This window comes from Microbacterium sp. RD1, assembly GCF_052220165.1.
Taxonomy (GTDB): Bacteria; Actinomycetota; Actinomycetes; order Actinomycetales; family Microbacteriaceae; genus Microbacterium.
Genome location: NZ_JBQPOL010000001.1, coordinates 1,230,728 through 1,255,834, shown reverse-complemented (window position 1 = coordinate 1,255,834; position 25,107 = coordinate 1,230,728). Strand labels below are relative to the sequence as shown.

General features: G+C 69.8%; 25 protein-coding genes. 6 read left to right on the top strand and 19 right to left on the bottom strand.

The window, feature by feature from the left end:
- Positions 1-65: 65 nt before the first annotated feature.
- The 5 genes from ACTU3I_RS06040 to ACTU3I_RS06020 form a co-directional block, all read right to left on the bottom strand.
- Positions 66-1,262, bottom strand: a complete 1,197-nt coding sequence (locus ACTU3I_RS06040) for an ABC transporter substrate-binding protein (RefSeq protein ID WP_442924754.1) — start codon at positions 1,260-1,262, stop codon at positions 66-68.
- A gap of 36 nt (positions 1,263-1,298) precedes the next feature.
- On the bottom strand, positions 1,299-2,027 hold the full coding sequence (locus ACTU3I_RS06035) for an SDR family NAD(P)-dependent oxidoreductase (RefSeq protein WP_442924753.1): 729 nt from the start codon (positions 2,025-2,027) through the stop codon (positions 1,299-1,301).
- A gap of 68 nt (positions 2,028-2,095) precedes the next feature.
- Entirely contained in the window at positions 2,096-3,121 is a 1,026-nt protein-coding gene (locus tag ACTU3I_RS06030) for an ABC transporter permease (protein WP_442924752.1), read from the bottom strand.
- Positions 3,118-4,659: a sugar ABC transporter ATP-binding protein gene (locus ACTU3I_RS06025; protein WP_442924751.1), complete on the bottom strand. Its 1,542-nt coding sequence runs from the start codon at positions 4,657-4,659 to the stop codon at positions 3,118-3,120. The genes ACTU3I_RS06030 and ACTU3I_RS06025 overlap by 4 nt, the downstream gene beginning before the upstream one ends.
- Before the next feature lie 37 nt (positions 4,660-4,696).
- Entirely contained in the window at positions 4,697-5,677 is a 981-nt protein-coding gene (locus ACTU3I_RS06020) for a sugar ABC transporter substrate-binding protein (protein ID WP_442924750.1), read from the bottom strand.
- 255 nt (positions 5,678-5,932) lie between these two features.
- Between ACTU3I_RS06020 and ACTU3I_RS06015 the strand changes: the two genes are divergently transcribed.
- The 4 genes from ACTU3I_RS06015 to treS all read left to right on the top strand — a co-directional run bounded on the left by ACTU3I_RS06015 (position 5,933) and on the right by treS (position 10,276).
- Complete coding sequence (locus ACTU3I_RS06015; RefSeq protein WP_442924749.1) at positions 5,933-6,718, top strand: N-acyl homoserine lactonase family protein; 786 nt, start codon at positions 5,933-5,935, stop codon at positions 6,716-6,718.
- An 8-nt stretch (positions 6,719-6,726) separates the two neighbouring features.
- The gene (locus tag ACTU3I_RS06010) at positions 6,727-7,467 is read left to right on the top strand and encodes a carboxymuconolactone decarboxylase family protein (RefSeq protein WP_442924748.1); all 741 of its coding nucleotides are present in this window, start codon (positions 6,727-6,729) and stop codon (positions 7,465-7,467) included.
- Positions 7,464-7,868, top strand: a complete 405-nt coding sequence (locus tag ACTU3I_RS06005; RefSeq protein WP_442924747.1) for a hypothetical protein — start codon at positions 7,464-7,466, stop codon at positions 7,866-7,868. Before ACTU3I_RS06010 ends, ACTU3I_RS06005 begins: the two co-directional genes overlap by 4 nt.
- 122 nt (positions 7,869-7,990) lie before the next feature.
- The gene (gene treS, locus ACTU3I_RS06000; protein WP_442924746.1) at positions 7,991-10,276 is read left to right on the top strand and encodes a maltose alpha-D-glucosyltransferase; all 2,286 of its coding nucleotides are present in this window, start codon (positions 7,991-7,993) and stop codon (positions 10,274-10,276) included.
- 31 nt (positions 10,277-10,307) lie between these two features.
- Here the strand turns inward: treS and ACTU3I_RS05995 are convergent, their stop codons facing one another.
- The 12 genes from ACTU3I_RS05995 to ACTU3I_RS05940 all read right to left on the bottom strand — a co-directional run bounded on the left by ACTU3I_RS05995 (position 10,308) and on the right by ACTU3I_RS05940 (position 21,769).
- On the bottom strand, positions 10,308-11,078 hold the full coding sequence (locus tag ACTU3I_RS05995; RefSeq protein ID WP_442924745.1) for an enoyl-CoA hydratase/isomerase family protein: 771 nt from the start codon (positions 11,076-11,078) through the stop codon (positions 10,308-10,310).
- A gap of 6 nt (positions 11,079-11,084) precedes the next feature.
- Positions 11,085-12,260 carry a 1,2-phenylacetyl-CoA epoxidase subunit PaaE gene (gene paaE / locus ACTU3I_RS05990; protein WP_442924744.1) on the bottom strand — a complete coding sequence of 392 codons (1,176 nt, stop codon included), beginning with the start codon at positions 12,258-12,260 and terminating at the stop codon, positions 11,085-11,087.
- A complete protein-coding gene (gene paaD, locus ACTU3I_RS05985) occupies positions 12,260-12,751 on the bottom strand; it encodes a 1,2-phenylacetyl-CoA epoxidase subunit PaaD (RefSeq protein ID WP_442924743.1) in 492 nt (163 codons plus the stop codon). The genes paaE and paaD overlap by 1 nt, the downstream gene beginning before the upstream one ends.
- The gene (gene paaC / locus ACTU3I_RS05980) at positions 12,745-13,578 is read right to left on the bottom strand and encodes a 1,2-phenylacetyl-CoA epoxidase subunit PaaC (RefSeq protein WP_442924742.1); all 834 of its coding nucleotides are present in this window, start codon (positions 13,576-13,578) and stop codon (positions 12,745-12,747) included. The genes paaD and paaC overlap by 7 nt, the downstream gene beginning before the upstream one ends.
- Positions 13,575-13,880, bottom strand: coding sequence for a 1,2-phenylacetyl-CoA epoxidase subunit PaaB (gene paaB, locus ACTU3I_RS05975; RefSeq protein ID WP_442924741.1), 306 nt, complete (start codon positions 13,878-13,880; stop codon positions 13,575-13,577). The genes paaC and paaB overlap by 4 nt, the downstream gene beginning before the upstream one ends.
- Positions 13,880-14,881, bottom strand: a complete 1,002-nt coding sequence (gene paaA, locus ACTU3I_RS05970) for a 1,2-phenylacetyl-CoA epoxidase subunit PaaA (RefSeq protein WP_442924740.1) — start codon at positions 14,879-14,881, stop codon at positions 13,880-13,882. The genes paaB and paaA overlap by 1 nt, the downstream gene beginning before the upstream one ends.
- A 288-nt stretch (positions 14,882-15,169) precedes the next feature.
- The gene (gene paaK, locus ACTU3I_RS05965; RefSeq protein ID WP_442924739.1) at positions 15,170-16,477 is read right to left on the bottom strand and encodes a phenylacetate--CoA ligase PaaK; all 1,308 of its coding nucleotides are present in this window, start codon (positions 16,475-16,477) and stop codon (positions 15,170-15,172) included.
- Positions 16,478-16,500: 23 nt separating this feature from the next.
- On the bottom strand, positions 16,501-16,902 hold the full coding sequence (gene paaI / locus ACTU3I_RS05960; RefSeq protein WP_442924738.1) for a hydroxyphenylacetyl-CoA thioesterase PaaI: 402 nt from the start codon (positions 16,900-16,902) through the stop codon (positions 16,501-16,503).
- Positions 16,899-18,992: a phenylacetic acid degradation bifunctional protein PaaZ gene (gene paaZ / locus ACTU3I_RS05955; protein ID WP_442924737.1), complete on the bottom strand. Its 2,094-nt coding sequence runs from the start codon at positions 18,990-18,992 to the stop codon at positions 16,899-16,901. The genes paaI and paaZ overlap by 4 nt, the downstream gene beginning before the upstream one ends.
- Entirely contained in the window at positions 18,989-19,801 is an 813-nt protein-coding gene (locus ACTU3I_RS05950) for a 3-hydroxyacyl-CoA dehydrogenase family protein (protein WP_442925305.1), read from the bottom strand. The genes paaZ and ACTU3I_RS05950 overlap by 4 nt, the downstream gene beginning before the upstream one ends.
- A gap of 44 nt (positions 19,802-19,845) precedes the next feature.
- Positions 19,846-20,586 (bottom strand): enoyl-CoA hydratase/isomerase family protein, encoded by a 741-nt coding sequence (locus tag ACTU3I_RS05945; protein ID WP_442924736.1) that lies wholly within the window; start codon positions 20,584-20,586, stop codon positions 19,846-19,848.
- The gene (locus ACTU3I_RS05940; protein WP_442924735.1) at positions 20,579-21,769 is read right to left on the bottom strand and encodes a thiolase family protein; all 1,191 of its coding nucleotides are present in this window, start codon (positions 21,767-21,769) and stop codon (positions 20,579-20,581) included. Before ACTU3I_RS05940 ends, ACTU3I_RS05945 begins: the two co-directional genes overlap by 8 nt.
- Positions 21,770-21,886: 117 nt before the next feature.
- Here ACTU3I_RS05940 and ACTU3I_RS05935 point away from each other — a divergent pair, with 117 nt between their 5' ends.
- Both ACTU3I_RS05935 and ACTU3I_RS05930 read left to right on the top strand, forming a co-directional pair.
- A complete protein-coding gene (locus ACTU3I_RS05935) occupies positions 21,887-22,285 on the top strand; it encodes a PaaI family thioesterase (RefSeq protein WP_442924734.1) in 399 nt (132 codons plus the stop codon).
- A gap of 114 nt (positions 22,286-22,399) precedes the next feature.
- Positions 22,400-23,734 carry an MFS transporter gene (locus ACTU3I_RS05930; RefSeq protein WP_442924733.1) on the top strand — a complete coding sequence of 445 codons (1,335 nt, stop codon included), beginning with the start codon at positions 22,400-22,402 and terminating at the stop codon, positions 23,732-23,734.
- A gap of 113 nt (positions 23,735-23,847) precedes the next feature.
- Here the strand turns inward: ACTU3I_RS05930 and ACTU3I_RS05925 are convergent, their stop codons facing one another.
- A complete protein-coding gene (locus ACTU3I_RS05925) occupies positions 23,848-24,480 on the bottom strand; it encodes a TetR/AcrR family transcriptional regulator (protein WP_442924732.1) in 633 nt (210 codons plus the stop codon).
- A gap of 143 nt (positions 24,481-24,623) precedes the next feature.
- On the bottom strand, positions 24,624-25,073 hold the full coding sequence (locus tag ACTU3I_RS05920; RefSeq protein ID WP_442924731.1) for a MarR family winged helix-turn-helix transcriptional regulator: 450 nt from the start codon (positions 25,071-25,073) through the stop codon (positions 24,624-24,626).
- Positions 25,074-25,107: the final 34 nt, after the last annotated feature.

Sequence of the window (25,107 nt, the reverse complement as noted above, 5' to 3'; positions counted from 1 at the left end):
TTCGGGTTGGGATTCGGGGAGGAACCCTCCCCGGCGCGCGGGCGCGACCGGGGAGGGCGCGACGGCTACTCGATCGGGTCCCAGGTCTTCTCGGCGTAGTTCCAGCGCACCATCGTGAGGTCGTCCTTGTTGATGGTGGTGTGGACGTCTTCGCTGAAGGACAGGTCTCCGGTGAGGCCCGGGAAGTCCGTCAGGGCGTTGAGGCCCTCGCGGATGGACTCGGGGTCGGTGGCGCCGTCGGCGTCTTCGATGACCTGCTTGAGGATGTAGACCGCGTCGTAGCTGATCTCCGCGAACGGCCCCGGCTGCAGGCCGTCGAACAGGTCGCTGTACTTCTCGCGCCACTCCAGGAGCCGGTCGCTCGGGAAGGCATCAGCGGTCATCATGGCCGAGACGAGCCCGTCGCCCTGCGCGCCGGCGAGGTCGGTGAACGTCGCATCCGCGTTCGTCACGTCGGTGCCGAGGACCGTCAGGTCGTCGATGCCGAGCGATTCGAGCTCCTGCATGAAGGCTGCCTCGTCGGCGGGGGTCAGCCACACCTCGACGCAGTCGGCGCCGGAGTCGACGATCTTCTGGATCTCGGCGTCCAGGCTCACCGTCGCACCGCTCCCCCAGTTCTCGGTGATCGGCTCGAGGTACGCGAAGTCGTGGCCGGTCTCCTCGAAGACCGTCTGGAAGCCGGCGACGCCACCGAGGCCGTAGGCGGTGGGGTCGTGGAGCATCGCCAGCCCCCCGGGGCAGTTGTCGATGCTCCACTCGGCGAGCTTCGCGCCCCAGGCGAACGTGTTCAGAGACGTGCTGAACACCCACGCGTAGGGAGGCTCGCCGGGACCGTTGGGGTACACGGTGAGCCCTCCGTCGTCGACGGCGCCGAGGACGGGGATCTCCATCTGCTCACCGAGGGCGGCCGTGGTCGGCCCGGTGTCGGGCGACCCGAAGATCGCCACGGCGCCGTCGCTGACGAACTGCTGGAACAGCTGGGACGACTTCGTCGCATCGGCGGCGTCGTCGTCCCACATGAACTCGATCTGACGGCCGTCGACGCCGCCGGCCTCGTTGATCTCGTCCACGGCCATCTGGGTGCCGTTGATCACCGCGATGCCGACGGCGCCGTAAGCGCCTGTCGTCCCGGCGATCCCGCCGATGATGATGGGATCGTCGGTGCCGCCGGTCTCACCGCCGCCGCCTCCGCCGGAGCACCCGGCGAGCGTGAGGGCCGTCGCCGCGGTCAGCGCGACGACGCCCGGGATGATTCGCTTCATTGCAGAACCTCTTCTCTTGTGTGTGTCGGGTTCGGGTCAGGGTGCGAGGTAGCCGCCGTCGACGACGAGGGGGATGCCGGTGATGTAACTGGACTCGTCACTGGCGAGGAACAAGGCCGCATAGGCGGTTTCGATCGGGAGCCCGGGGCGCTTCAGCACTGTCCCGTTGATGAGGGCCTCGTTGATCTCCGGCGCCTGGTTCTCGTTCATCGGCGAGAGGATGTAGCCCGGATGCAGCGAGTTGCAGCGGATGCCGTCCTCGCCGTGGGTGGCGGCGACGTTCTTGCTCACATTGAGGATCGCGCCCTTGGCAGCCTGGTAGGCGTAGGAGTTCGGCACACCGGCCAGGCCCCAGATCGACGAGACGTTGATGATCGACCCGGCCTTGCGCTCGATCATGTGAGGCAGCACCTCCTTCATGCCGAGGAAGATGCTCTTCAGATCGATGTTGAGGATGCGGTCGTACTGCTCGATCGTGGTCTCGAGGATCGGTTCGTACTCGCAGATGGCGGCGTTGTTGATGAGCACGTCGATCTTGCCGTAGCGCTCGATCACGCCGTCGACGACGCGCTTCCAGTCGGCGGGGTCGGTGACATCCATCTTCTGGAAGTCGACGCGGCTGCCCTCGGGCTCTCGGGCGTCGAGCACGTCGCCCGAGACGACGGCCTCCGCTCCTTCCTCGAGGAAGAGCTCCGCCATGGCGCGGCCTTGGCCGCGGGATGCTCCGGTGATCAGGGCCACCTTGCCCTTCATGCGATCGACCATGTGTCGTGTCCTTTCTGGGTGGGTCTGGTCTGGGTGGGTCTGGTCTGGGTGGGTCTGGCGAGATGCCGTCATCCGGCCTTGAGGATGCGCCGGGAGAGGGTCGCGAGACCGACGGCGACGATGAGGATGCCGCCGCTGAACACCTGCTGCGCCCAGGACGGTGCGCCGAAGATGCTGAGCCCGTTGAACCCGACGGCGATCACCAGCACGCCCACGAGCGTGCCCACGATGTGGAACTCGCCGTCGCGCAGGGTGGCCGACCCGAGGAACACCGCCGCGAAGGCGTCGAGCAGATATCCGTCGGCCGCGGCCAGCGTGCCGCTGCCGAGCAGCGACGACAGCATGATGCCGGTGAGCGCGGCGCAGACGCCGGCGGTGACGAAGGCGAAGATCTTCACCCGATCGACGCGGATCCCCGACAGGCGCGCCGCCTCTTTGTTCCCGCCGACCGCCTGCATCTTCTGGCCGAGGTCGGTCTTGTTGAGGATGACCCAGAGGATGGCGAGGACGATGATCATGAGAGGGATCGAGTTCGGGATCCCGGGAATGAAGCGTCCGAGGGAGATCACGGAGAATTCCACCGGGATGTTCGTCACGATCGGGAAGGGGCTGTACGCGAACCCGAGCCCGGTGAGGATCGTCCCGACGCCGAGAGTGGCGATGACGGCGTTTATCCTCGCTTTCGTCACGAGGATGCCGTTGACGGCCCCGATGACCCCACCGATCACGAGCATCAGCGGGACGGCGACCCAGATGGGCATCCCCTGCAACGCCATGAACCCGACCACGAGCAGGCCCGCGAAACTGGCGGCGTAGCCGATGCTGAGGTCGAACTCGCCGACGACGAGGGCCATCGTCAGGCCCGCGGCGATGATCGCGGTGAGAGAGCCCTGCGCGAGGATGTTCGTGAAGTTCTGCAGCGTGGGGAAGACGGTGGGCGCGCGCACCGTGAACAGGATCAGCATCAGCGCCAGGCCGATGAGGGTTCCGTAGCGGGACAGGATCACCAGGGCGATCCGGCCCGCTCGGGAGCGGGAGGGCGTACCGGGAGCCGGGGCGGCATTGCCCGGCTGCGCCGTCACGGTGGTGGTCATGTCAGCTCCTCTGAGGGTTCGTGCGCGTGTGCGTAACTGAGTTCGACGATGCGTCGCTCGGTGACGTCGTCGCCGGCGAGCTCTCCGGTCACCAGGCCCTCGTGGAGGACGACGACGCGGTCGCACAGCATCGCGAGCTCCTCCACGTCGGACGAGATGACGACGGTGCCGACACCGTCGTCGGCGAGTGTGCGGATGGCGGCGTGGATCTCCTCGCGCGCGCCGACGTCGACGCCGCGCGAGGGCTCGTCGAAGAAGATCACCTTGATGCCCGGCAGCAGCCACCGCGCGATGACGGTCTTCTGCTGATTGCCGCCGGACAGCCGCCCGACCTCCTGCGAGGGCCCGGAGGTCTTGATGGCGAGGGAGCGGATCACCTCCAGCGTGCGTTGCCGGGCCTTCCGATCGCTGACGAAGGGGAGTCCCGGGATCGATCGCAGCTGCGAGAGGGCGGCGAGGCTGGCGTTGAAGGTGACGGACTTGTCGAGGACGAGCGCCTCCGATCGGCGCTCCTCCGGGATGAGCGCCATCCCCTGGGCCACGGCACCGGCGACGTCGCGGGGGCGATACGGCTTCCCCTCGAGCAGGAAGAAACCTCCGTCGAGCTTCGCAGCACCGAAGGCCAGGCGCGCGACCTCGCTGCGCCCGGCTCCGACGAGTCCCCCGATCCCCAGGACTTCGCCGCGGTACACCTCGAACGACACGTCGCGCACCATGGGCAGGTCTTTCACCGATCGCGCCTCGAACAGCGGCTGGGTGCGCGAGATCTCCTGACGCGCCGCACGTCGCGATGTCACGATCTCCTGGCCGACGATCGCCCGGATGAGACCGCGCTTGTCGAGATCGCCGCGCACGGCGCGGTCGGTGACGCGGCCGTCACGGAACACCGTGATGCGGTCGGAGAGGTCGAGCACCTCGTCGAGGCGATGCGAGACGTACAGGATGGACACGCCGGAGGCTGCCAGCTCGCGCACGATGCGGAACAGCGCGGCGCTCTCCACATCCGAGAGCGACGCGGTCGGCTCGTCCATCGCGATCATGGTGGCGTTCTGCACGAGGGCCCGCGCGATCATCACCAGCCAGCGGTTCCCGACGCTGAGCTCGTCCACTCGACGCTCCAGCGGGAAGTCCGCCTGCACGCGCGCGGCAGCCGCGCGCGCGACGGCCTCCGCCTGCCGCCAGCGCACCATTCCGAACCGCGTGGGCTTGGGAACTCCCAGGAGGATGTTCTGTATCGCCGTGAAGTGCGGGACGAGATTCAGCTCCTGATGGATGAACGCGAACCCGGCCTTCTCCGCGTCGCGCGGCGCCGTGATCTCGACCGGCTCGCCGTCGAGGAGGATCTCCCCCGAGTCCGGGCGCGTGACGCCGGCGAGGCACCGGATGAGGGTGGACTTGCCGGCGCCGTTGGCGCCGACCAGTCCGTGGACCTCTCCGCGGTGGATGTCGAGGTCCACCGCGGAGAGGGCGTGCGCGCCTCCGAACTGCTTGCTCAGCGCGCGCACCTGCAGGAGCGGCGTGCTCTGATTCGGGGTCATGACAGGCTCCGGGCGGTCAGTTCGAGAGGCGGACGGGTCACGGGTTCAGCGCGTCGGGGTGCTCAGCGAGGAACTCGTCGATGTTCTCGGCGGTCACGACCACGCCGGGGACGTCGAAGCTCTGCTGGTCCCAGCCCGTCGGGTCGGCGAGGTAGTCGATGGCGGCCTGCATCATCAGCTCGCCCTCCTGCTCACCGTCCTGCCAGACGACCTGCCGGATGGTGCCGTCCTTCACTGCCTGCAGCGCCTGCGGCCCGCCGTTGATGGAGTACACCCAGACGTCGTCGCGTCCCGCCTGCTGGAGGGCGGCGACGGCGCCGATGGCCGGCTCATCCCACGCGCCCCAGACGGCCAGCGGACCGCTGCCCTCCGGGTTGCTCGCCAACCACGCGGAGGTGTACCGCGTGCCGTCTTCGACCTGGCCGGGAATGGCCACCTCGTTGCGGGTGATGTCGAGGCTCGTCAACGGGGCGACGGTGTCGTCGAAGGCGTAACCGCGATACAAGCACAGCACGCCGGTGTGGTAGGTGAGGGCCATGATCGACCCCTCCTCGCCGAAGTCCTCCAGGAGGGCATCGATGGAGTCCTGCCCGACCTGTCGCGCGCTGGTGGTGGCGACGACGCCGGCGCCGAGCTCGCCGCCCCAGCTGACGACCGGGATGTCGGCGGCCTGAGCGGATTGGAGGCCCGCCTGCAGTGCGGGGGTCTGGAACGCCATGACGGCGATGGCATCCATCTTCTGCGTCGTCGAGTAGGTGATCATGGCGGCGTTGGCAGCCTCCACGCTGCCGTTGGTGTCGGTGACGTGCACCTCCCAGCCGTTCTCCTCGGCCACGGCGGTGACGCCCTTGATGACTGCCGCGTTCAGCGCGTCGGTCGCCACCAGCGCCACCACGCCGATCGTCTTCGTGCCGTCATCTCCCGAGGTCGCGGCATCCGAACCGCCGGACGGGGCTGAGCAGGCGCTGATCGTGAGGGCGAGCCCCACCGCGGCCACGGCCGCGAACATTCGCTTCATTGCGCATTCCTTGCTGTCGGAGGAGGACGCTCGCGTCGCTGCGAGCATCTGTGATTGAGCGACGGACTGATTGTCGGACAATCATTCAATATAAGACAACCCTCGGCGCGATCTTGTCAAGTCCCCCGGAACCGGCGATTTCCCGGCCCGCCGCGGAACAAACGCCGCGGCCCTCGAGAATTGACGAGATTGTACGACAATCGTATAGTCGGCCCAGGGAGTCTCACCCGACGATCCGCGAACGAAGGAGTTCTCATGTCCCTATCTGTCTGGTCGGTCAAATACGGCGAGCGCGTCGTGCGCAAGAACGACGTCTTCCACGACTACGCCCAGTACGGTCTGCCGGACGGCGACCTCGACATGGACTACAACTTCTGGGTGGTCCGCGACGGCGAGCGCATCATCCTGGTCGACACCGGCTACGACATCCCCAAGAAGGACTGGCTCGGGGAGATCTCCGTCACACCGACCCCCGACGCCCTCGAGATCCTCGAGATCGACCCCGCCGATGTGTCGATGGTGATCACCAGCCACTACCACTACGACCACATCGGGTATCTCGGACTGTTCCCGAACGCGCGGGTCGTATCCGCCCGCCGGGAGCGCGACTACTGGTTCGGCAAGGAGGCGGCGGGCGGGCTGGAAGGCGAGTTCTCGACCGTCGACGACCTCGCGCCCGTCCACCGTGCAGAGGAGGAGGGCCGGCTGGTCCTCATCGACGCCGAGACCGAGGTGTACCCGGGGATCCACGTGTATCCCATCGGCGGGCACTGCCCCGGCGAGCTCCTCACGCGCATCGACACCGACAACGGCGGCCTCATCCTCACCGTGGACGCGGCGCACTTCTACGAGCAGATCGAGCACGAGTGGCCCTTCTTCGCGTTCACCGATCTCGAGGAGATGAAGGCGGGGCTGAGCTTCATCAATCGCCTGGCCGCCGAGACCGGCGCCACGATCGTCCCCGGCCATGACGGCCGCACGCGTCAGCGCTACCCCGCGGCTCCCGGCGCCGCGGGCCGCGTCGCGACGGTCCTCGCCTGAGCGGCGCGATGTCCGCGCGCGACGAGGAGATCCGTGCCGCGTTCGAGCGCGAGCAGGGGACGTGGGACGAGGGGTGGCAGAGCGTTCTCGAGCTCGACCCCGAATTCCTCGCGACCTTCACCGGCTTCGCCGGCGTCGCGCGGCGTCAGCGGCACCTCGACCCCAAGGCGCAGGCGTTCGTCGCCCTCGCCGTCGACGCGGCCGTGACCCATCTGCATCCGCCGGGTATCCGCCGCCACATCGCCGCGGCCCTGGCCGCCGGCGCCACGCGCGACGAGGTGATGGAGGTGCTCGAATGCACCGCGACGCTGGCCATCCACGCCATGAACGTCGGGGTCCCGGTGCTCGTCGAGGTGCTCGCCGAGCAGGGCATCCGTACCGAGCCCGCGCCGCTGGACGACGACCAGGAACGCATCAAGGCCGACTTCACGCGCGATCGCGGGTACTGGAACTCGACCTGGGATGAACTGCTGGAACTCGACCCTGCGCTGTTCGAGGCCTACACCGGCTTCTCGTCGCATCCGTGGCGCCAGGGCACACTGTCCCCCAAGATGCGCGAGTTCATCTACATCGCGTTCGACACCTCGGCCACGCATCTGTACCGCGTGGGGCTGAAGCTGCACATCGAGAACGCCCTCGGCTACGGAGCAACGCCCCACGAGATCCTGGAGATCATGGAGATCGCGAGCGTCATCGGCATGCAGTCGGTGACCACGGGGGCGACGATCCTCCGCGAGCTCACCTCATGAAACGCGCGGCGGGTGCGGCCGGCCTTGCGGCGGCAGCGCTCCTCCTGACCGCGTGTGCGACGTCGGCGGCGACGGCGTCGGAGCGCGGGGCTCCGATCGGGCACGGCGAGATCGCCCTCGTCGGCGAGTGGGCCGGTGCCGACGGCGGCGGAGACGTGCGTCTGGAGGTGACGTCCGCGGCCGATGACGGGTCGACCTTCGTCGGTGCGCTCAGCCGCGCCGGTTCCGCGTCCGTGCCCGTCCACGCCGCGATGACGCCGCACGGGCACCTCGTCGCGGGGATCGGCGACGAGGCGTCCATCGAGCTGCACATCACCGATCCGACCACGCTGGACTACTGCCTGGTGACGTACGGCTACGCTCCGGACTACTCCTGCGGGCGACTCGAGCGCCGACCCTGAACACCTCTCGCCCCGCGACGCGCATAGGCGGATGAGGGGGGCGCGGTCAAGGTGCGCCCGCCCTCCCCCTCGCACGGGTATCGTCGGCGACACCGCATCGGACGAGAACGGGGAGAACCGTCGTGGAGGAGCCCATCGAGCACGATCCGGGCGAAGGGGAGATCAGCTACGACGAGCAGCGGTACCCCGCGCGCCCGCGCCGGCTTCGTCCGCGCGATCAGCTGCGCAGCGGCACGCTGCGTCGCTTCGCGACCGATCCGCGCAGTGCCAACGGCACGAACCCGGCGTACGTCGAGTGGCTGGTGCGCCAGTCGATGCTGAAGGACGCCGACGTGCTCGGCCGCCAGCTGTCGGGGCAGCCGTCGATGTGGCGCAACCCCTATGCCCGTCCCGACGCGCGACGCGCGATCGAGACGAGCGATGTGTGGTTCACGGCCTACCCGATCTCGTTCATCACGCGACCCGGTGAGGCGTTCCTCGACGCCCTCGGCGACGAGCAGCTGTGGACGGCCTTCGAGCGCATCGGCATCACCGGCATCCACACCGGCCCTGTCAAACGCGCCGGCGGCATCACCGGATGGACGCAGACTCCCAGCGTCGACGGGCACTTCGACCGCATCAGCACCCAGATCGATCCGGAGTTCGGCGACGAGGCGGCGTTCCGTCGCCTCGCCGATGTCGCCGACGCGCACGGCGGCAGCGTGATCGACGACATCGTCCCCGGACACACGGGCAAGGGCGCGGACTTCCGCCTCGCCGAGATGGCCTACAAGGACTACCCCGGGATCTACCACATGATCGAGATCCCGCGGGAGGACTGGAGCCTGCTCCCCGATGTGCCGGAGGGACGCGACTCCGTCAACCTCGACGCCGAGCGCGAGCGCGAGCTGAGCGAGCGCGGCTACATCATCGGCGAGCTGCAGCGCGTCATCTTCTACACGCCGGGCGTGAAGGAGACGAACTGGAGCGTGACGGCGCCCGTCACCGGTACCGACGGGGTGGACCGCCGGTGGGTGTATCTGCACTACTTCAAGGAGGGTCAGCCCTCGATCAACTGGCTGGATCCGACGTTCTCGGGCATGAAGCTCGTGATCGGCGACGCGCTGCACTCCCTGGGAGACCTCGGCACGAGCGCGCTCCGGCTGGATGCCAACGGTTTCCTCGGCGTGGAGAAGAGCGCCGAGGGCCTGCCGGCGTGGTCGGAGGGGCATCCGCTCTCGCAGGCGGCCAACCACATCATCGCCGGGATGGTGCGGAAGGTCGGAGGCTTCACCTTCCAGGAGCTCAACCTGACGATGGAGGACATCCGCGACACCGGTGCCGTCGGCGCCGATCTCTCGTACGACTTCGTCACGCGCCCGGCCTACCACCACGCGCTCGCGACCGGCGACACCGAGTTCCTCCGGCTCGCTCTCACGACCTCGCTCGAGCTCGGTGTCGAGCCGGTGCAGCTCGTCCACGGCCTGCAGAACCACGACGAGCTCACCTACGAGCTCGTGCACTGGGCGACGACCCACCGCGACGACGTCTTCCCCTTCCGCCGTGAAGAGATCACCGGGATGGACCTCGCCCGCCTCATCCGCGCCGAGCTCACCCAGGTGCTCACGGTGGACGCCGACTACAACCTCACGTTCACGCAGAACGGCATCGCCTGCACGACCGCCTCCCTCATCGCCGCGGCGCAGGGCCGTCCGACGCTCGGGGACATCGCGGAGCGCGACGTCCCCAGCATCCGTGACGCGCACCTGCTGCTGGCGAAGTACAACGCGTGGCAGCCGGGGGTGTTCGCGCTGTCGGGCTGGGACCTCACCGGCACGCTGACGCTGCCGGCGGAGGAAGTGCGCTCGCTCATCACGTCGGGCGACACCCGATGGATCGAGCGCGGCGCGCACGACCTCCTCGACGTCGCGCCGGATGCGACGCGATCGGCTGCGGGGATGCCGCGTGCCCGCTCGCTCTACGGATCGCTTCCGACGCAGTTGGGCGACCCGGACTCGTTCGCCCGGCGGCTGCGATCGCTCCTGGATGTGCGGCGCGAGCACGACATCGCCGTGGCGTCCCAGGTCGACATCCCGCCGGTGGCGCACCCGAGCATGCTCGTGATGGTGCACAGGCTCGACGGGGGCGACCGGCGCCGCGACGACGCGGTCATCCAGATCACCGTGCTCAACTTCTCGCCCGAGACGATCGACGGCACCGTGCGCTCGGAGTATCTGCTCCCGCGCAGCGACGTCACCGATGCCGAGACGAGCGAGTCGGTGGGGCGCGTGGACGATCTGCAGAGCTTCCCGCTCCGGCTCGGACCCTACGAGGGCCGCTTTCTGCTGCTGACCCCGCCCGACCCGGAGTCCGAGGCCCACCCCGTGACGCGGACGATCCCGATCATCCGCCCCGCGGCGGAGGCGTAGCCGCGGCGCCGCATCCGGTTCGGGACGGGGGTCAGCGGCCGGTGAACCCGGGGCGGCGCTTGGACTGGAAGGCGGCGAACCCCTCGCGGTAGTCGACGGTGTCGCGGAGCGCCGTCTGCGCGGCGTTCTCCGCCGCCATCGCGTCCCAGAGTCCCGCGCGCTCGTCGCGCAGCCCCGCCACGATGCGCTTGCTCGCGAGGAAGGCCTGCGTGGGGCCGGATGCCGCGGCCCGCGCCGCACGTTCGACGGCGGGGAGCACCTCGTCGGCCGGGAGCGCCCGCGAGAACAGACCGAGGCGCACCGCCTCCTCCCCCGACATCAGGTCGCCGATGTAGATGAGGTCGAGGGTGCGATGGGCGCCGAGCCGCTCGAAGAAGAGGGCGTGTCCGCCGGAGTCGAGCACGGCGCCGAGCCCGGCGAAGGGCGACCCGATCTTCGCGTTGTCCGCGACGTAGACGACGTCGGTCGCGATGAGCAGACCGAGGCCGACGCCCAGGCACGCACCGTGGGCGGCGGCGAACGTGGGCGCGGGGAACGCCGCCATCCGCTTCAGCAGCGGCGTCAGCAGGGCGTCGAGATAGCCGCTCACATCGTCCGTGGCGGGGTCGACGCCGGAGATGTCCCGGCCCGCGCAGAACGCCCGCCCTTCGCCCCGCAGCACCAGGGCGCGCACGCCCGCCGATTCCGCCTCGCCGTACGCCGCGTCGAGGTCTCGGAGGTCGCGCTCCCCGAGCGCGTTCACGCGCTCGGGCGCGGCCAGCACGACAGTGGCGACGCCGTCGTCGATCTGCAGCTCGATCATGCTTCCTCAGTTGTCGTAGTCGACTGTGACCCGGTCGGAGGTGGGATGCGATTGACAGGTGAGCACGTAACCGCGCTCGATCTCGTCGGGCTCCAGCGCGTAGTTCTCTGTCATGGCGACCGATCCGGTGAGGACGCGCGCACGGCATGTGCCGCAGACACCGCCCGCGCACGCGAACGGCACGTCAGGGCGCACCCGCAGCGCCGCATCCAGCACCGACTCCCGCGCACTGACAGGGGACTGCACCGTCGAGGAGTGCCCGTCGAGAGTGAACTCGATCGTGTGGACGGGCTCGTCCTCGCGCACCGTCACCGGGGGGCGCGGCGCCTGCGGGCCCTCGTTCTCGCCCGTCGTGAAGAGCTCGTACCGCACGTGGGCACGGTCGACCCCGATGTCCTCGAGCGTGTCGCGGCACAATTGCACGAGCTCGAACGGTCCGCAGAGGAACCATTCGTCGATCGTGGCGGGAAGCACGAGGTCGTCGAGGATGCGGCGGAGGCGCTCCTCGTCGATACGGCCGGACAGCACGGGCGCGGCGCGCTGCTCGCGCGAGAGCACGTGGTGAAGGGCGAGACGCGTCGGGTAGCGGTCTTTCAGGTCGGCGAGCTCCTCGAGGAACATCACATCCAGCGTCGACCGGTTGGTGTACACGAGCGTGAAGCTCGACGTCTCCGACCGCGCCAGCACGGCGGCGGCCAGCGCCATGAGCGGCGTGATCCCCGAGCCCGCCGCGATTCCCGCGACGTGGGCGCCATCGAGGTCGGCCAGGCTGGAGGTGAAGGTCCCCTGCGGGCTCATGACGTCGATCTCGTCGCCGGCGGCGAGATGCTCCTGCGCCCATTCCGAGAACCGTCCGCCGCGGTTGCGCTTGATCGCGACGCTCACCGACCCCCGCGCAGGCGGCCGGCACAGCGAATAGGAGCGGCGCACCTCGTGCCCGTCCAGGTGTGTGCGGAGCGCGACGTACTGCCCCGGCAGGAAGTCGTACTCCTCGGCGAGGTTCTCGGGGACGGCGAAGGTCACCTCGATGGCGTCGGCGGTGAGCGGGCGCACCTCGGCAACGCTCAGGGCGTGGAAGCGCGCGCGCTTGCGCGGGCCGGATGCGGCGGAGCCGCCGACGGCGCTGTGCAGCAGCGCATCGGCGACGGACTCGGCGCGCTCCCGCGTGGGAGTGTCTGACATCAGTGCACCTTGAAGAAGTCGAAGGGCTCCAGGCACGCGCGGCACTCGTACAGCGCCTTGCACGACGTGGAGCCGAAGCGGGTCACTTCGCGGGTGTTCAGTGATCCGCAGCGTGGGCACTTCACGCCCAGCTGCACGCGGATCGGACCAGCGGCGGCGGCGCGCCCGCTCGGCGGAGCGATGCCGTACTCGGACAGCTTGCGCTTGCCCTCGTCGCTCATCCAGTCGGTCGTCCACGCCGGCGCCAGCACGAGACGCACCTCGACGTCGCCGTACCCGGCCGCCTCGTAGGCGAGCTCCAGGTCCTGTCGGATGGTGTCCATGGCGGGGCATCCGGAGTACGTCGGCGTGATCGTGACCACGACGCGGCCGCCCTCCGCCTCCTCGACGTCGCGCAGGATTCCGAGGTCTTCGATCGTGAGGACGGGGACCTCGGGGTCGTACACGGTCGCCGCGACCTCCCACGCCCGTGTCCGCGTCGCGGCTACCACGTCGCCCCCGGGTGCTGGCGGGCGAGCACCTGCATCTCGGCGAGGATGTACCCGAGCTGAGCGAAGTGGTCGCCGCTGCGTCCGCCGGCGGAGGAAGGCCGGACGGCGGGGATCTCGAGCTCGGCCTCGGCGAAGACCGCGCCGATGACTGCCTCGAAGCCCGTCCGCAGGCTCGACGGCCGCACGGCGACGCCGTCGAGGTGATCGATCAGCGGCTCGTCGCGGAACAGCTCGTCGACGTACGGCCAGACATCTCGCAGGCCGCGCACCATCCGGCGGCGCGACTCCTCCGTGCCTCCTGCCAGGCGCAGCGTCCACTGCACAGCGTGATCGCGGTGGTACTCCACCTCTTTCACCGACTTGGCGGCGATGGCGGCGAGGGTCGTGTCCGTCGAGTCCGACAGCGCCGTGTACAGCTCGAACAGGTATACCGAAGCGACGAGCTGGCGGGCGATCGTGTGCGCGAAATCGCCATTGGGCTGCTCGAAGATCCATGCGCTTCGAAACTGCGGCTCATCGCGGAAGTAGGCGAGGTCGTCCTCGCTCCGCCCGTCGAAGGTGCCGGCGTAGCGCAGCAGCGATCGAGCGTGACCGAGCAGATCGAGGGCGATGTTCGCCAGGGCGACGTCCTCCTCCAGCTCGGGCGCCCGGGCGACCCATCCGCCCAGCTGCTGAGAGAGGATGAGGGCGTCATCGCCGAGCCACAGCGCGTACTCGGCGAGCTCTGCGGATGCGGCGCGACCGCCCTCGCCCATCAGCTCGGTGGAGAGCTGCAGCTCGTCGACCGTGACGTCGCCGTGCAGGTCGTCCAGATCGGGGGCGGTCACAGGTGCGGCACCCCCTCGGACGCGGTGTAGTACACCGCGTGGCGGTAGTTCTTGCCGGCCGGGCTCTCGAAGAACGCGCCCTTGGAGTCGGGGTCGCTCGTCGTGATCGCGTCGGCGGGGACGACCCACAGCGACACGCCCTCATTGCGGCGCGTGTAGAGGTCGCGGGCGTTGCGCAGTGCGAGCTCGGCATCGGGGGCGTGGAGGGAGCCGACATGCACGTGCGACAGACCCCGCTTCGCGCGGACGAACACCTCCCACAGCGGCCACTGCTCGGTCGGGGAGGCACCGGGGGTCGGCATCAGGCCACCTGCCGCTTCGTCTCGCTGCGCTCGCTCAGCGTCCGGTTGGCGCGCTCGGCCTGCTTGCGGGCGTACTCGGCGGCAGCGTCGCGGACCCACGCGCCGTCCTCATGAGCGTCGCGGCGGTTCTGCAAGCGCACCGCGTTCATGGGTCCGCGCCCGGCGAGCACCTCGGAGAACTCGGTCCAGTCGATCTCGCTCGTGTGCCAGCGCTGCGCCTCGTCGTCCCAGCGCAGCTCGGGGTCGGGAAGGATCACGCCGAGCGCCTCGGCCTGCGGCACGAGCATCCCGAGAAAGCGCTGACGCAGCTCGTCGTTGGAGAAGCGCTTGATCTTCCATGCCATCGACTGCGCCGAGTTCGGCGACTCGTCGTCGGGGGGTCCGAACATCATCAGGCTCGGCCAGTACCAGCGGTTGACCGCGTCCTGGGCCATCTCGCGCTGTGCGTCGGTGCCCTGCATCAGGGTGAGGAGGATCTCGAAGCCCTGCCGCTGGTGGAAGGACTCCTCCTTGCAGATGCGCACCATCGCACGGCCGTAGGGGCCATACGAGGCTCGGCACAGCGGCACCTGGTTGCAGATCGCGGCGCCGTCGACGAGCCATCCGATGGCCCCCATGTCGGCCCAGGTCGGGGTGGGGTAGTTGAAGATCGACGAGTATTTCGCCCGACCCTCGATGAGCTGCTCGGTCATCTCGTCGCGCGTGATGCCGAGGGTCTGCGCGGCGGAGTAGAGGTACAGCCCATGACCGGCCTCGTCCTGCACCTTCGCGAGCAGGATCGCCTTGCGCTTGAGGCTCGGCGCGCGCGTGATCCAGTTGCCCTCCGGCTGCATCCCGATGATCTCGGAGTGCGCGTGCTGGGAGATCTGCCGGATGAGCGTCTTGCGGTAGGCCTCGGGCATCCAGTCGCGGGGCTCGACCCGGGAGTCTGCGGCGATGAGATCGTCGAACCTCGCCTGTTCGTCCGCCTCGTCGGCGGTCAGTACGGACGCTGTGGTCATCCTCGACTCCTTTACAGACCGATCGTTCAGTAAGTCTAGCTGCGCGCAGCGGAGTGCACAACCACGACGTCAGCGGATGTCGTTACGGTCGGCACCCGAGTCATCCGGTCGCGAGGGGAGGGCATTTCGCGGGCGGAGGTCCGATGCACCGCATTCGGCCCTCCGCTCGCCAAATGTCCTCCCCTCCTGGCGAGTCCCGCGCGTCGCGCCCGCCGCATCCGCTCGCTCGTCGGAGATGGCGCGATGGGTCGGACCGTGCTCTGGGGCGCCGACCAGTGACGGACGGGATCAGCGGTAGTCGTAGACGCGCTTGTACTTGCCTTCGCTGCGCGGGAGCGTGTTCGGCTCCTCCACGACGACGTCCACCGACGTGCCGATGTGCACCTTGATGCGCTCCTGCAGCACCGCCACCGCGGCCTCGCATGTCTCGCGGTCGAGGTGGGGCGAGCGCTCGATGCGCACCGCCATGCTGTCCATGCGACCCTCCCTGCGCAGCTCGAGGATGAAGTGGGGCGTGAGCGTCTCGATCCCCATCACGAGCTCCTCGATCTGGGTGGGGAAGAGGTTCACGCCGCGGAGGATGATCATGTCGTCGTTGCGGCCGGTGATCTTCTCCATCCGGCGCATCGCGGGATACGCCGTCCCGGGGAGGAGGCGGGTGAGGTCGCGCGTGCGGTAGCGGATGACGGGGAAGGCCTCCTTCGTCAGCGACGTGAAGACGAGCTCGCCGAGCTCGCCGTCGGGGAGCTGCGCACCGGTCTCTCCGTCGATCGTCTCGGGGAAGAAGTGGTCCTCCCAGATGTGCGGCCCATCCTTCGTCAGGACGCTCTCGCTCGCCACCCCCGGACCCATGACCTCGCTGAGCCCGTAGATGTCGACGGCGTCGATGTGGAGGCGCCGCTGGATCTCGGCGCGCATCTCGTTCGTCCACGGCTCGGCGCCGAGGATTCCCACCTTGAGCGACGTCGACGTCGGGTCGATGCCGGCCTCCTCCATCGCATCGGCGATGGTCAGCAGGTAGCTCGGCGTGCACATGATGGCGTCGGGTTCGAAATCGCGGATGAGCTGCACCTGCCGTGCTGTCTGCCCGCCCGACATCGGGATGACCGTCGCCCCGAGCCGCTCGATTCCGCCGTGCGCGCCGAGGCCGCCGGTGAACAGGCCGTATCCGTACGCGTTGTGCACCTTCCACCCCGCACGGACGCCCGCTGCCGACAGCGAGCGCGCGATGAGCGTGGCCCAGCGGTCGAGGTCGCCGTCGGTGTATCCGACGACGGTGGGCCGCCCCGTCGTCCCCGACGACGCGTGGATGCGGCGGACATCCGCCATCGGCACCGCGAACATGCCGAACGGATAGGTCTCGCGCAGGTCGGCCTTCGTCGTGAACGGCAGCCGCTGGATGTCGGCGAGCGTGTGGATGTCGCCGGGTGCCACGGCGGCCTCATCGAACTTGCGCCGGTACAGTTCGACGTTGTCGTACGCGTGGCGCACGGTCCATTGCAGACGCTCCAGCTGGAGGCGCTGGAGTTCATCGCGGGTGAGCGCGTCGGGGCTGGCCTCGTCGGCCGGTCGGGTCGCGGTCGTCGTCTTCGACATGGGGGCTCCCTGGGAGTGGGGAATCAGGCGGGGCGGTTCGTGGTGAAGGATCGACCGCGGAACTCGGCGACGACGTCGCCGCTCTCGTCGGTCACGGTGACGTCGTAGATGCCACTGCGGCCGCTCACAGTGCGGCGGGCGGCCGTGGCGGTGAGCGTCTGGCCGGCCCGCGTCGATTTCAGGAACGTGATGTCCGCCCCCGCCGCGACGGTGACGCGCTCGTCCTCATTGCAGGCGATGGCGAACGCCGTATCGGCGAGGGCGAACACGAAGCCGCCGTGCGTGATCTCGAACCCGTTCGTCATGTCCTCGCGGACGACCATCGACACGACGGCGTGCCCGGGCTCGTCACGCTGGACCGACAGGCCCAGCGCGGCGGAGGCGCGGTCCTTCTGCATCATGGGCCGGACAGTGGTGTCGGTCATCGCGTCGCCACCTCCTCGCGCGTCTCGGTCGCGGCATCCTTGGCCACGAGCGTGAGCACATCGTACGAGGCGACCAGTTCGTCGCGCTGGTTGCGGATGACCGCGTCCCAGCGCACCTCGCCGTACTCGTCCGTCTCGCGCGGGGTGATCTGCTTCGCGGTGAGGGTGACGCGGATCTCATCGCCGGGCGAGACGGGTGTGACGAACCGGAGGTTCTCGAGGCCGTAGTTCGCGAGGACCGGACCCGGCTCGGGGTCGACGAAGAGCCCGGCCGCCCACGAGACGAGAAGGTAGCCGTGGGCCACCCGGCCCGGGAAGAACGGGTTGGCCGCGGCGGACTCCTCGTCCATGTGGGCGTAGAAGGTGTCGCCGGTGAAGTGCGCGAACGTCTCGATGTCCTCGAGCGTGACAGTTCTCGACGCCGAGGCGATCTGGTCGCCGACGTGCAGCTCTTCGAGCGACTTGCGGAACGGGTGACGTCCCTCGGCCGCGGCCGGAGCGCCCTCGTGCCACACGCCGGTGAGCGCGGTGAGGAACTCCGGCGACCCCTGTACGGCCGTGCGCTGCATGTGGTGCAGCACGGCACGGATGCCGCCGAGCTCCTCACTGCCGCCCGCACGACCCGGCCCGCCGTGCACGAGGTGCGGCACGGGTGAGCCGTGCCCGGTCGAGGTTCGCGCGTTGTCGCGGTTGAGGAAGAGGACGCGTCCGTTGTACGCGCCGATGCGCGACATCAGATCGACGGCGACGCCGGGGTCGTTGGTCGCGACGCTCGTGACGAGCGATCCGCCGCCACGCGCCACCAGGTCGGCGGCCTCGGCGACGGAGTCGTACGCCAGGATGCTGGCGACCGGGCCGAACGCCTCGATCTCGTGGACGGCGGGAGCGGAGGAGTCGGCGAAGCCGATCACCAGAGGGGCGAGGAACGCACCCTCGGGCGCCGCACCGACGGTACCGTCCGCGCGGACGACCGCCGGAGCATCCGTCGAGCCGATGCGCAGCTGCCCGCCCGCGTCGAGAAGGCGCTCGACCTGCCGCAGCACTTCGTCGCGCTGCTCGCGCGAGACCACGGGGCCCATCGTCACGCCCTCGGCGTGCGGGTCGCCGACGACGACGCGCTCGTCGAGCTTGGCTTGCAAGGCCGACACCACGTCGTCGACGGATGCCGCCGGCACGATCGCGCGGCGGATGGCGGTGCACTTCTGCCCGGCCTTGGTGGTGAGCTCCACGAGGAGCTGCTTGACGTACGCATCGAACTCCGCCGTGCCCGCGGTCGCGTCGGGACCGAGAATCGAGGCGTTGATGGAGTCGGTCTCGCTCGTGAAGCGCACGGCGCCGGACTGCACGCTGTCGTGGCGGCGGAGGCGGTCGGCGGTGGAGGCGCTTCCGGTGAAGCCGACGAGATCGCCCAGGCGCAGTTCGTCGAACAGGCCCGGCACGCTGCCGCTGACCAGCTGCAGCGAGCCGTCCGGCAGGAGGCCCGAATCCACGAGGATGCGCACCCACGCCTCGGCGATGTAGGCCGTGGGTGTGGCGGGCTTCACGATCGAGGGCACGCCCGCGAGGAAGGCGGGGGCGAACTTCTCCAGTGCCCCCCACATCGGGAAGTTGAAGGCGTTGATCTGCACCGCGACGCCGGGGAGGCGCGTGTAGACGTGGCGGCCGAGGAAGGATCCGTCCTTCGACAGCGGCTCGACGGGTCCGTCGAGGAAGACCTGCGAGTTGGGCAGCTCACGTCGCCCCTTCGACGAGTACGTGAAGAGCACGCCGATCCCTCCGTCGACATCGCTGAGCGAGTCGCGCACGGTCGAGCCGCTGCGCTTGGAGAGCTCGTATAGCTCCTCCTTGTGCGCGGCGAGAGCCACCGCGAACTGCTTCAGCAGCACCGCACGCTGGTGGAAGGTCAGCGCACCGAGGCTCCGCTGACCCGCCGTGCGCGCGTAGTCCAGAGCACCGGCGAGGTCGATGCCGCGCGTGCTGACCAGCGTGACGGGTTCACCCGTCGAGGCGTCACGCACCAGGGCGGCGTCGGTGTCGTCCGTCGGCGTCCACCACGAGCCCTGCAGGTAGCTGGGAAGAAGAGAGGTCATTGCTCATTCCATTCGTAGAAGCCGCGGCCGCTCTTGCGGCCGAGATGCCCCTCGGCCACGAGGTCGCGGAGCATCCGGGGCGGGGAGAATCGTTCGCCGAGCGTGGCGGAGAGCTCCTCGGCGATTCCGAGGCGAACGTCGAGCCCGACGAGATCGGTGGTGCGGAGCGGGCCCACGGGATGCCGGTAGCCCAGCTCCATCGCCGCGTCGATGTCGGCCGCCGATGCGACGCCCTCCTCGAGCATCCGGATCGCCTCGAGGGCGAGCGCGACGCCGAGGCGGCTCGAGGCGAAGCCGGGCGAGTCGCGGACCACCACGGCGCGTTTCCCCAGGGCGTCGACCCACGCCGCCGCATCCGCCTGGACCGCCGGGTCGGTGGCCGACCCGATCACGACCTCGACCAGCGCCGACGCCGGGACGGGGTTGAAGAAGTGCAGCCCGAGGAATCGTTCCGGACGCTCGAGGGAGGCGGCGAGGTCGTCGATCGAGATCGACGAGGTGTTGGAGGCGAGCACCGCGCCCGCGGGAAGCGCGGCCTCGGCGCGGCGAAGCGCATCGACCTTGAGCCCGCGATCCTCGGGCACCGCCTCCACGGCCAGGCCCGCCTCGGCGAACACGGCGATGTCGGTACCGGCCGACAGTGATGCGTCGAGGGAGTCGAGGGGGCGTTCGGTCGCCCCGCGCTCGACCGAACGGCGGAGGCTCTCGCGCACGCGTTCGATCGCGGCATCCGCCGCGGCGCCGTCGCGCTCGACGATCGCCACGCGGGATCCGGCGAGCAGGAACGCGTGCGCGATCCCCGCGCCCATGCGCCCGCCGCCGAGGACGCCCACGGAGAGAGGGGTGGTAGAGGTCACTTCTTCTTCCTCCGCTCCAGGAACGCCGTCATCCGGCGGACCTTCTCGGGGCTCTCGAACAGCTCGGCCTGCAGCTCGAGCTCGATCCGGGGATGCGCATCGGGCGGAGCGAGCAGTGCTCGCTTGGTGGAGCGGGTCGCGAGCGGGTCGTTGGCGGCGATGCGATCGGCGATCGCCCCGGCGGCAGCGAGCAGCTCGTCGGCCGGGTGCACGGCGCTGACAAGTCCCCATTCCAGGGCCTCCTCGGCGCCGAGGATGCGGCCGGTCAGCAGCAGTTCGGCCGCTCGGGCCTCGCCCACGATCTGGGGCAGACGCCACGTCGCGCCGGCGGCGGCCAGAATGCCGAGCCCGGTCTCCGGATTGCCGATCTGGATCGACGAGGTGGCGATGCGGATGTCGGCGGCGTAGGCGAGCTCGGCGCCGCCGCCGAGGGCGTACCCGTCGATCGCGGCGATCACGGGCATCGGCAGCTCGCGCACGCGGCGGAAGGCGTGCGTGTTGATGCCGGCGCGTGCGTCGGCGGCGCGGCGCTCCCGCAGCTGCGCGATATCGGCACCCGAGGCGAACACTCCGCCGGCACCGGTGAGGATGAGGGTGCGGGGGGTCTCCTCGAGCTCCGCGCACAGCGCGTGGAGGGCGTCGATCGTGGCCTGATCGATCGCGTTCCGCACGGCGGGGCGGTCCAGGGTCGCGACGACGCGGTCGTCGTATCGATCGATGCGGAGGGGATCAGCCATCCACGCGCTCCACGATCAGGGCCGTTCCCTGGCCCACCCCGACGCACATGGTCGCCAGGCCCCGCCGGCCACCCTCGCGCTCGAGGCGTCCGAGAAGCGTCACGACGATGCGGCATCCGCTGGAGCCGAGGGGGTGGCCGAGCGCGATCGCACCGCCGTCGGGGTTGACGATGTCGGGATCGAGTCCGAGGCGGCGCATCGAGGCGAGCGACTGGCTGGCGAAGGCCTCGTTGAGTTCGACGGCGTCGAGGTCGGCGACGGTGAGGCCCGCCTTCGCGAGCGCCTTCTCGGTGGCCGGCACGGGGCCGAGGCCCATGATCTCGGGGGCCAGCGCCGCGGATGCCGATGCGATGATCCGCGCGCGGGGCGTGAGGCCGTATCGCTCCACCGCCGCGGCGCTGGCGACGAGGATCGCCGAGGCGCCGTCGTTGAGCGAACTGGAGTTGCCCGCGGTCACGACGCTTCCTCCCGGGACGACCGGTCGCAGGCCCGCGAGCACCTCGAGGGAGGTGTCGCGGCGGGGGCCCTCGTCGGTGTCGACGTCGCCGCGGCGCGTGGGCACGGCGACGATCTCCGGCGCGAAGCGGCCCGCCTCGATCGCGGCGAGCGCGCGCTCGTGGCTGCGGAGGGCGAACGCATCCGCGTCTTCCCGCGTGACGCCGTCCAGGCGGGCGACCTCCTCGGCGGTCTCGGGCATCGAGAAGGTGGCCTTGTCGCGCGCGAGCAGCTGCGGGTTGGGGAAGCGCCAGCCGATCGAGGTGTCGTAGGCGTCGCCCGGTTTCGCCCAGGGGCGCTCGGGCTTGGCCTGCACCCACGGGGCCCGCGTCATCGACTCGACGCCGCCGGCGATGAAGAGGTCGGCATCGCCGGCTCGGATCGCCTGGGCCGCCATCGAGATGGCCGACATACCCGAGGCGCACAGGCGGTTCACCGTGATGCCGGGGACGGTGTCGGGCAGCCCCGCCAGGAGCGCAGCCATGCGAGCGACGTTGCGGTTGTCTTCACCGGCCTGGTTGGCAGCGCCGAAGTAGATGTCCTCGACGGCCTCGCCGGGGATGCCGGTGCGCGTCACGGTCTCGCGCACCACGAGCGCGGCCAGATCGTCGGGCCGGACGCCCGCCAGGGCGCCGCCGTAGCGGCCGACCGGCGTACGTACGCCGCCGACGAGGAAAGCGTCGGTCATCCTCGTCCTCTCCGCGACATCGCTGGGGATCCGCCTTTTCAGACCGATCGTTCAGTAATCATGTCAAAGGCCGCCGGGGATGGCAAGGCGGGCGTCGGCATCCGTCATGATGGGCGGATGAGCGAACCGCTGTGGCGCATCGAACCAGGTGATCTCGACGTGAAACTGGGCATCGAGATCTCCGAGCAATCGCCGGAGCGGGTGGTCGCGAGCATGCCGGTCGCCGGCAACACCCAGTCGCTCGGGCGCCTGCACGGCGGGGCGAGCGCCGCACTGGCGGAGGCCACCGGCTCGTGGGCGGCCATGATCCACGCCAGCACGCTCGGACGGGTGTGCGTGGGCGTCGACCTCAACATCACCCACCACCGGGGCGCGCGCGAGGGGACCATCATCGCGACGGCGACTCCGCTGCACCGCGGTCGCCGTGCCGCCACCTACGAGGTGCGCATCGAGGACGAACAGGGGCGACGGGTGGCGACGGCGCGGATCACGAACCTTCTCGTCGACAGCGACTGACGACGACTGGCGCCGCATCCGGAGGGGGATGCCGCGCGCTCGCCGTGCGCGCTATACTTACCGATCGGTCAGGAATCTGCCCTGACCGTTCCCCCCGAACGATGGAGTTCATCCATGGCGTCTCCCACGCACGAGCGCGACCACACGGCCCCCGACCGCCCGAAGGCGGTCACGCGGGAGGAGCGGAAGGTCCTCGCAGGCACTCTTGTCGGCACCTCGATCGAGTGGTACGACTTCTTCATCTATGCGCAGGCCGCCGGTCTGGTGCTCGCACCCCTCTTCCTCGCGCCACTGGCGGAGTCGAATCCCGGCCTCGCACAGGTGCTGTCCTTCGCGACGATCGGCATCTCGTTCCTCTTCCGCCCGCTGGGCGCCATCATCGCCGGGCACCTCGGCGACCGGCTCGGGCGCAAGCGCATGCTCGTGCTCACCCTCATCCTGATGGGCGCCTCCACCGCACTCATCGGCGTGCTGCCCACCTACGCGCAGATCGGGATCGGCGCCCCGATCCTGCTGATCCTGCTGCGCATCCTGCAGGGCTTCTCCGCGGGCGGCGAGTGGGGCGGTGCGGCGCTGATGTCCGTCGAGCACGCCCCGAAGAACCGGCGCGGCTACTTCGGCGCGTACCCGCAGATCGGCGTGCCGGTGGGCATGATCCTCGCCACCGCGACGCTGTGGATCCTCACCTCCAGCATGTCGGCCGAGGCCTTCCTCGAGTGGGGCTGGCGCATCCCGTTCCTGTTCTCGATCGTGCTGATCGCCGTCGGCTACCTCATCCGCCGTGCCGTCGAGGAGAGCCCGGTCTTCGCCGACCTGCTCAAGCGCCGCAAGGAGTCCTCGGCCCCGCTCGGCCAGCTGTTCCGCAAGAACTGGCGTCAGGTCGTCCTGACCGCTCTCGTGTTCATCGCGAACAACGCCGCCGGATACCTGCTGATCGCCTTCTTCGCGACCTATGCCGTGACATCCCTGGGCATGGACCGCCCGACGGTGCTCCTGGCCACGACGCTCGCATCGTTCGGGTGGCTCGCGTTCACGCTGTGGGGCGGGCGCCTCTCCGACCGGCTCGGGCGGGTGCGTACGTTCCAGATCGGCTACCTGATCCTGGCGGTGTGGGCCGTGCCGATGTGGTTCCTCATCGACACCGCGAACATCGTCTGGTACTTCGTGGCGCTGTTCGTCATGACGATCGGCCTCGGGCTGTCGTACGGGCCGCAGGCGGCGCTGTACGCGGAGATGTTCCCCGCCAACGTGCGCTACTCGGGCGTCTCGATCGGTTATGCCCTCGGCGCCATCCTCGGCGGGGCGTTCGCGCCGATGATCGCCGAGGCGCTCCTGCGCGCAACAGGCATGTCCTGGACGATCGGCGCGTACATCGCCGTGGCGGCCGTCGTGTCACTCGTGGCGGTGTCGCTCATCAAGGAGCCCAAGGGCATCGACCTGCACGCCTGACGGCGGAGCGCCTCGACCCGGCGCCGGTTGCGGATGCCTCGGCGCGGTACCGCTCCGCGCGGTGCCGGGTCCCGGAGCCGGCGCCGGTTTCGGATGCCTCGGCGCGGTACCGCCTACGCGCGGTGCCGGGTCGAGGCGTTCGTCGTGAGGCCGTCGAGCGCCACGGTGAGGATGTCGTGGGCGAGACGTCCGCCGTCGACGGGTCCGCCCGGGCGGTACCACTCCACGACCGAATTGATCATGCCGAAGATGAGGCGCGCGACCACCGCTGCGTCGACGTCGGTGCGCACATCGCCCTCGCGCTGGGCCTCCGCCACGAGGCGGGTGACCCGCTGGTCGAACAGGCGCCGTCGCTCGAGCGCGTCCTGTTCGACAGCGCTGTTGCCGCGGACACGCAGCAGCAGCGTCACCGACGGCAGCTGCGCGACGAGGACCTCGGCCGCGCCGCGGATGACGTGCCGAAGCCGGTCGAACGCCGCGCCCTGCGTGGCATCCGGCTCGTCGAGCACCGCCTCCAGGCTCCCCAGCGCCGAGTCGAGCGCCACGGCCAGCAGCTGCTCCTTCGAGGAGAAGTGGTGGTACAGGGCCGACTTCGTCAGCCCGAGGCGCGACGCGAGATCGGACACCGACGTCGCGTCATAGCCCTGCTCGTTGAACAGCTGCACCGCCACGGCCAGCACGCCGTCGCGGTCGTATCCGGGCCGACCGCGGCGCGCCGGCGCTGCGGCGGGGGCGGAAGAGGTCATGTCCCCAGTCTGTCATCGCCACCCCCGCGCCGGCACGGAGCGGCGCGGCGTCCCGATCGGGGCGCCGGATGTGCTTCGGGGCGCTCATCGGTCGCCCCAAAGCACAACGAGCGCCCCGAACTCCGCGTCGACGCCGGAGCGGGCTAGCCGAGATGGGCGCGCAGCGCCGCGGTGACGTCGGCGACCGCGGCGAGCTGCTCGGGGGTGAGGGCATCGAGGAACGTTTCTCGGACGGCGCGAAGGTGGGGGACCGATCCGCGGCGAAACGCCGTCGCCCCGGCATCGGTGAGCACGACGTATGCGCCGCGGTTGTCATCGAGGCACTCCTCGCGCGCGACGAGCCCGCGTTTCTCCATCCGCCCGAGCTGGTGGGACAGTCGGCTGCGCTCCCACCCCACCACTGCGGCGAGCTCGGAGGAGCGGAGGCGCTTGCCACCGGCCTCGCTCAGCGCGAGGAGCACACCGTAATCGCCCGGTGAGAGGGACGACTCCGCGAGCATCCGGCTGGTCAGGCGCGAACGGACGATCTCGGCCGTCTCGGTGTAGTCCCGCCAGACGCGGAGCTCGTCGGCGGTGAGTCTTCTCGGCCTCACGATGCCTCCCTCTCGTTGACGTGTCTACTATAGA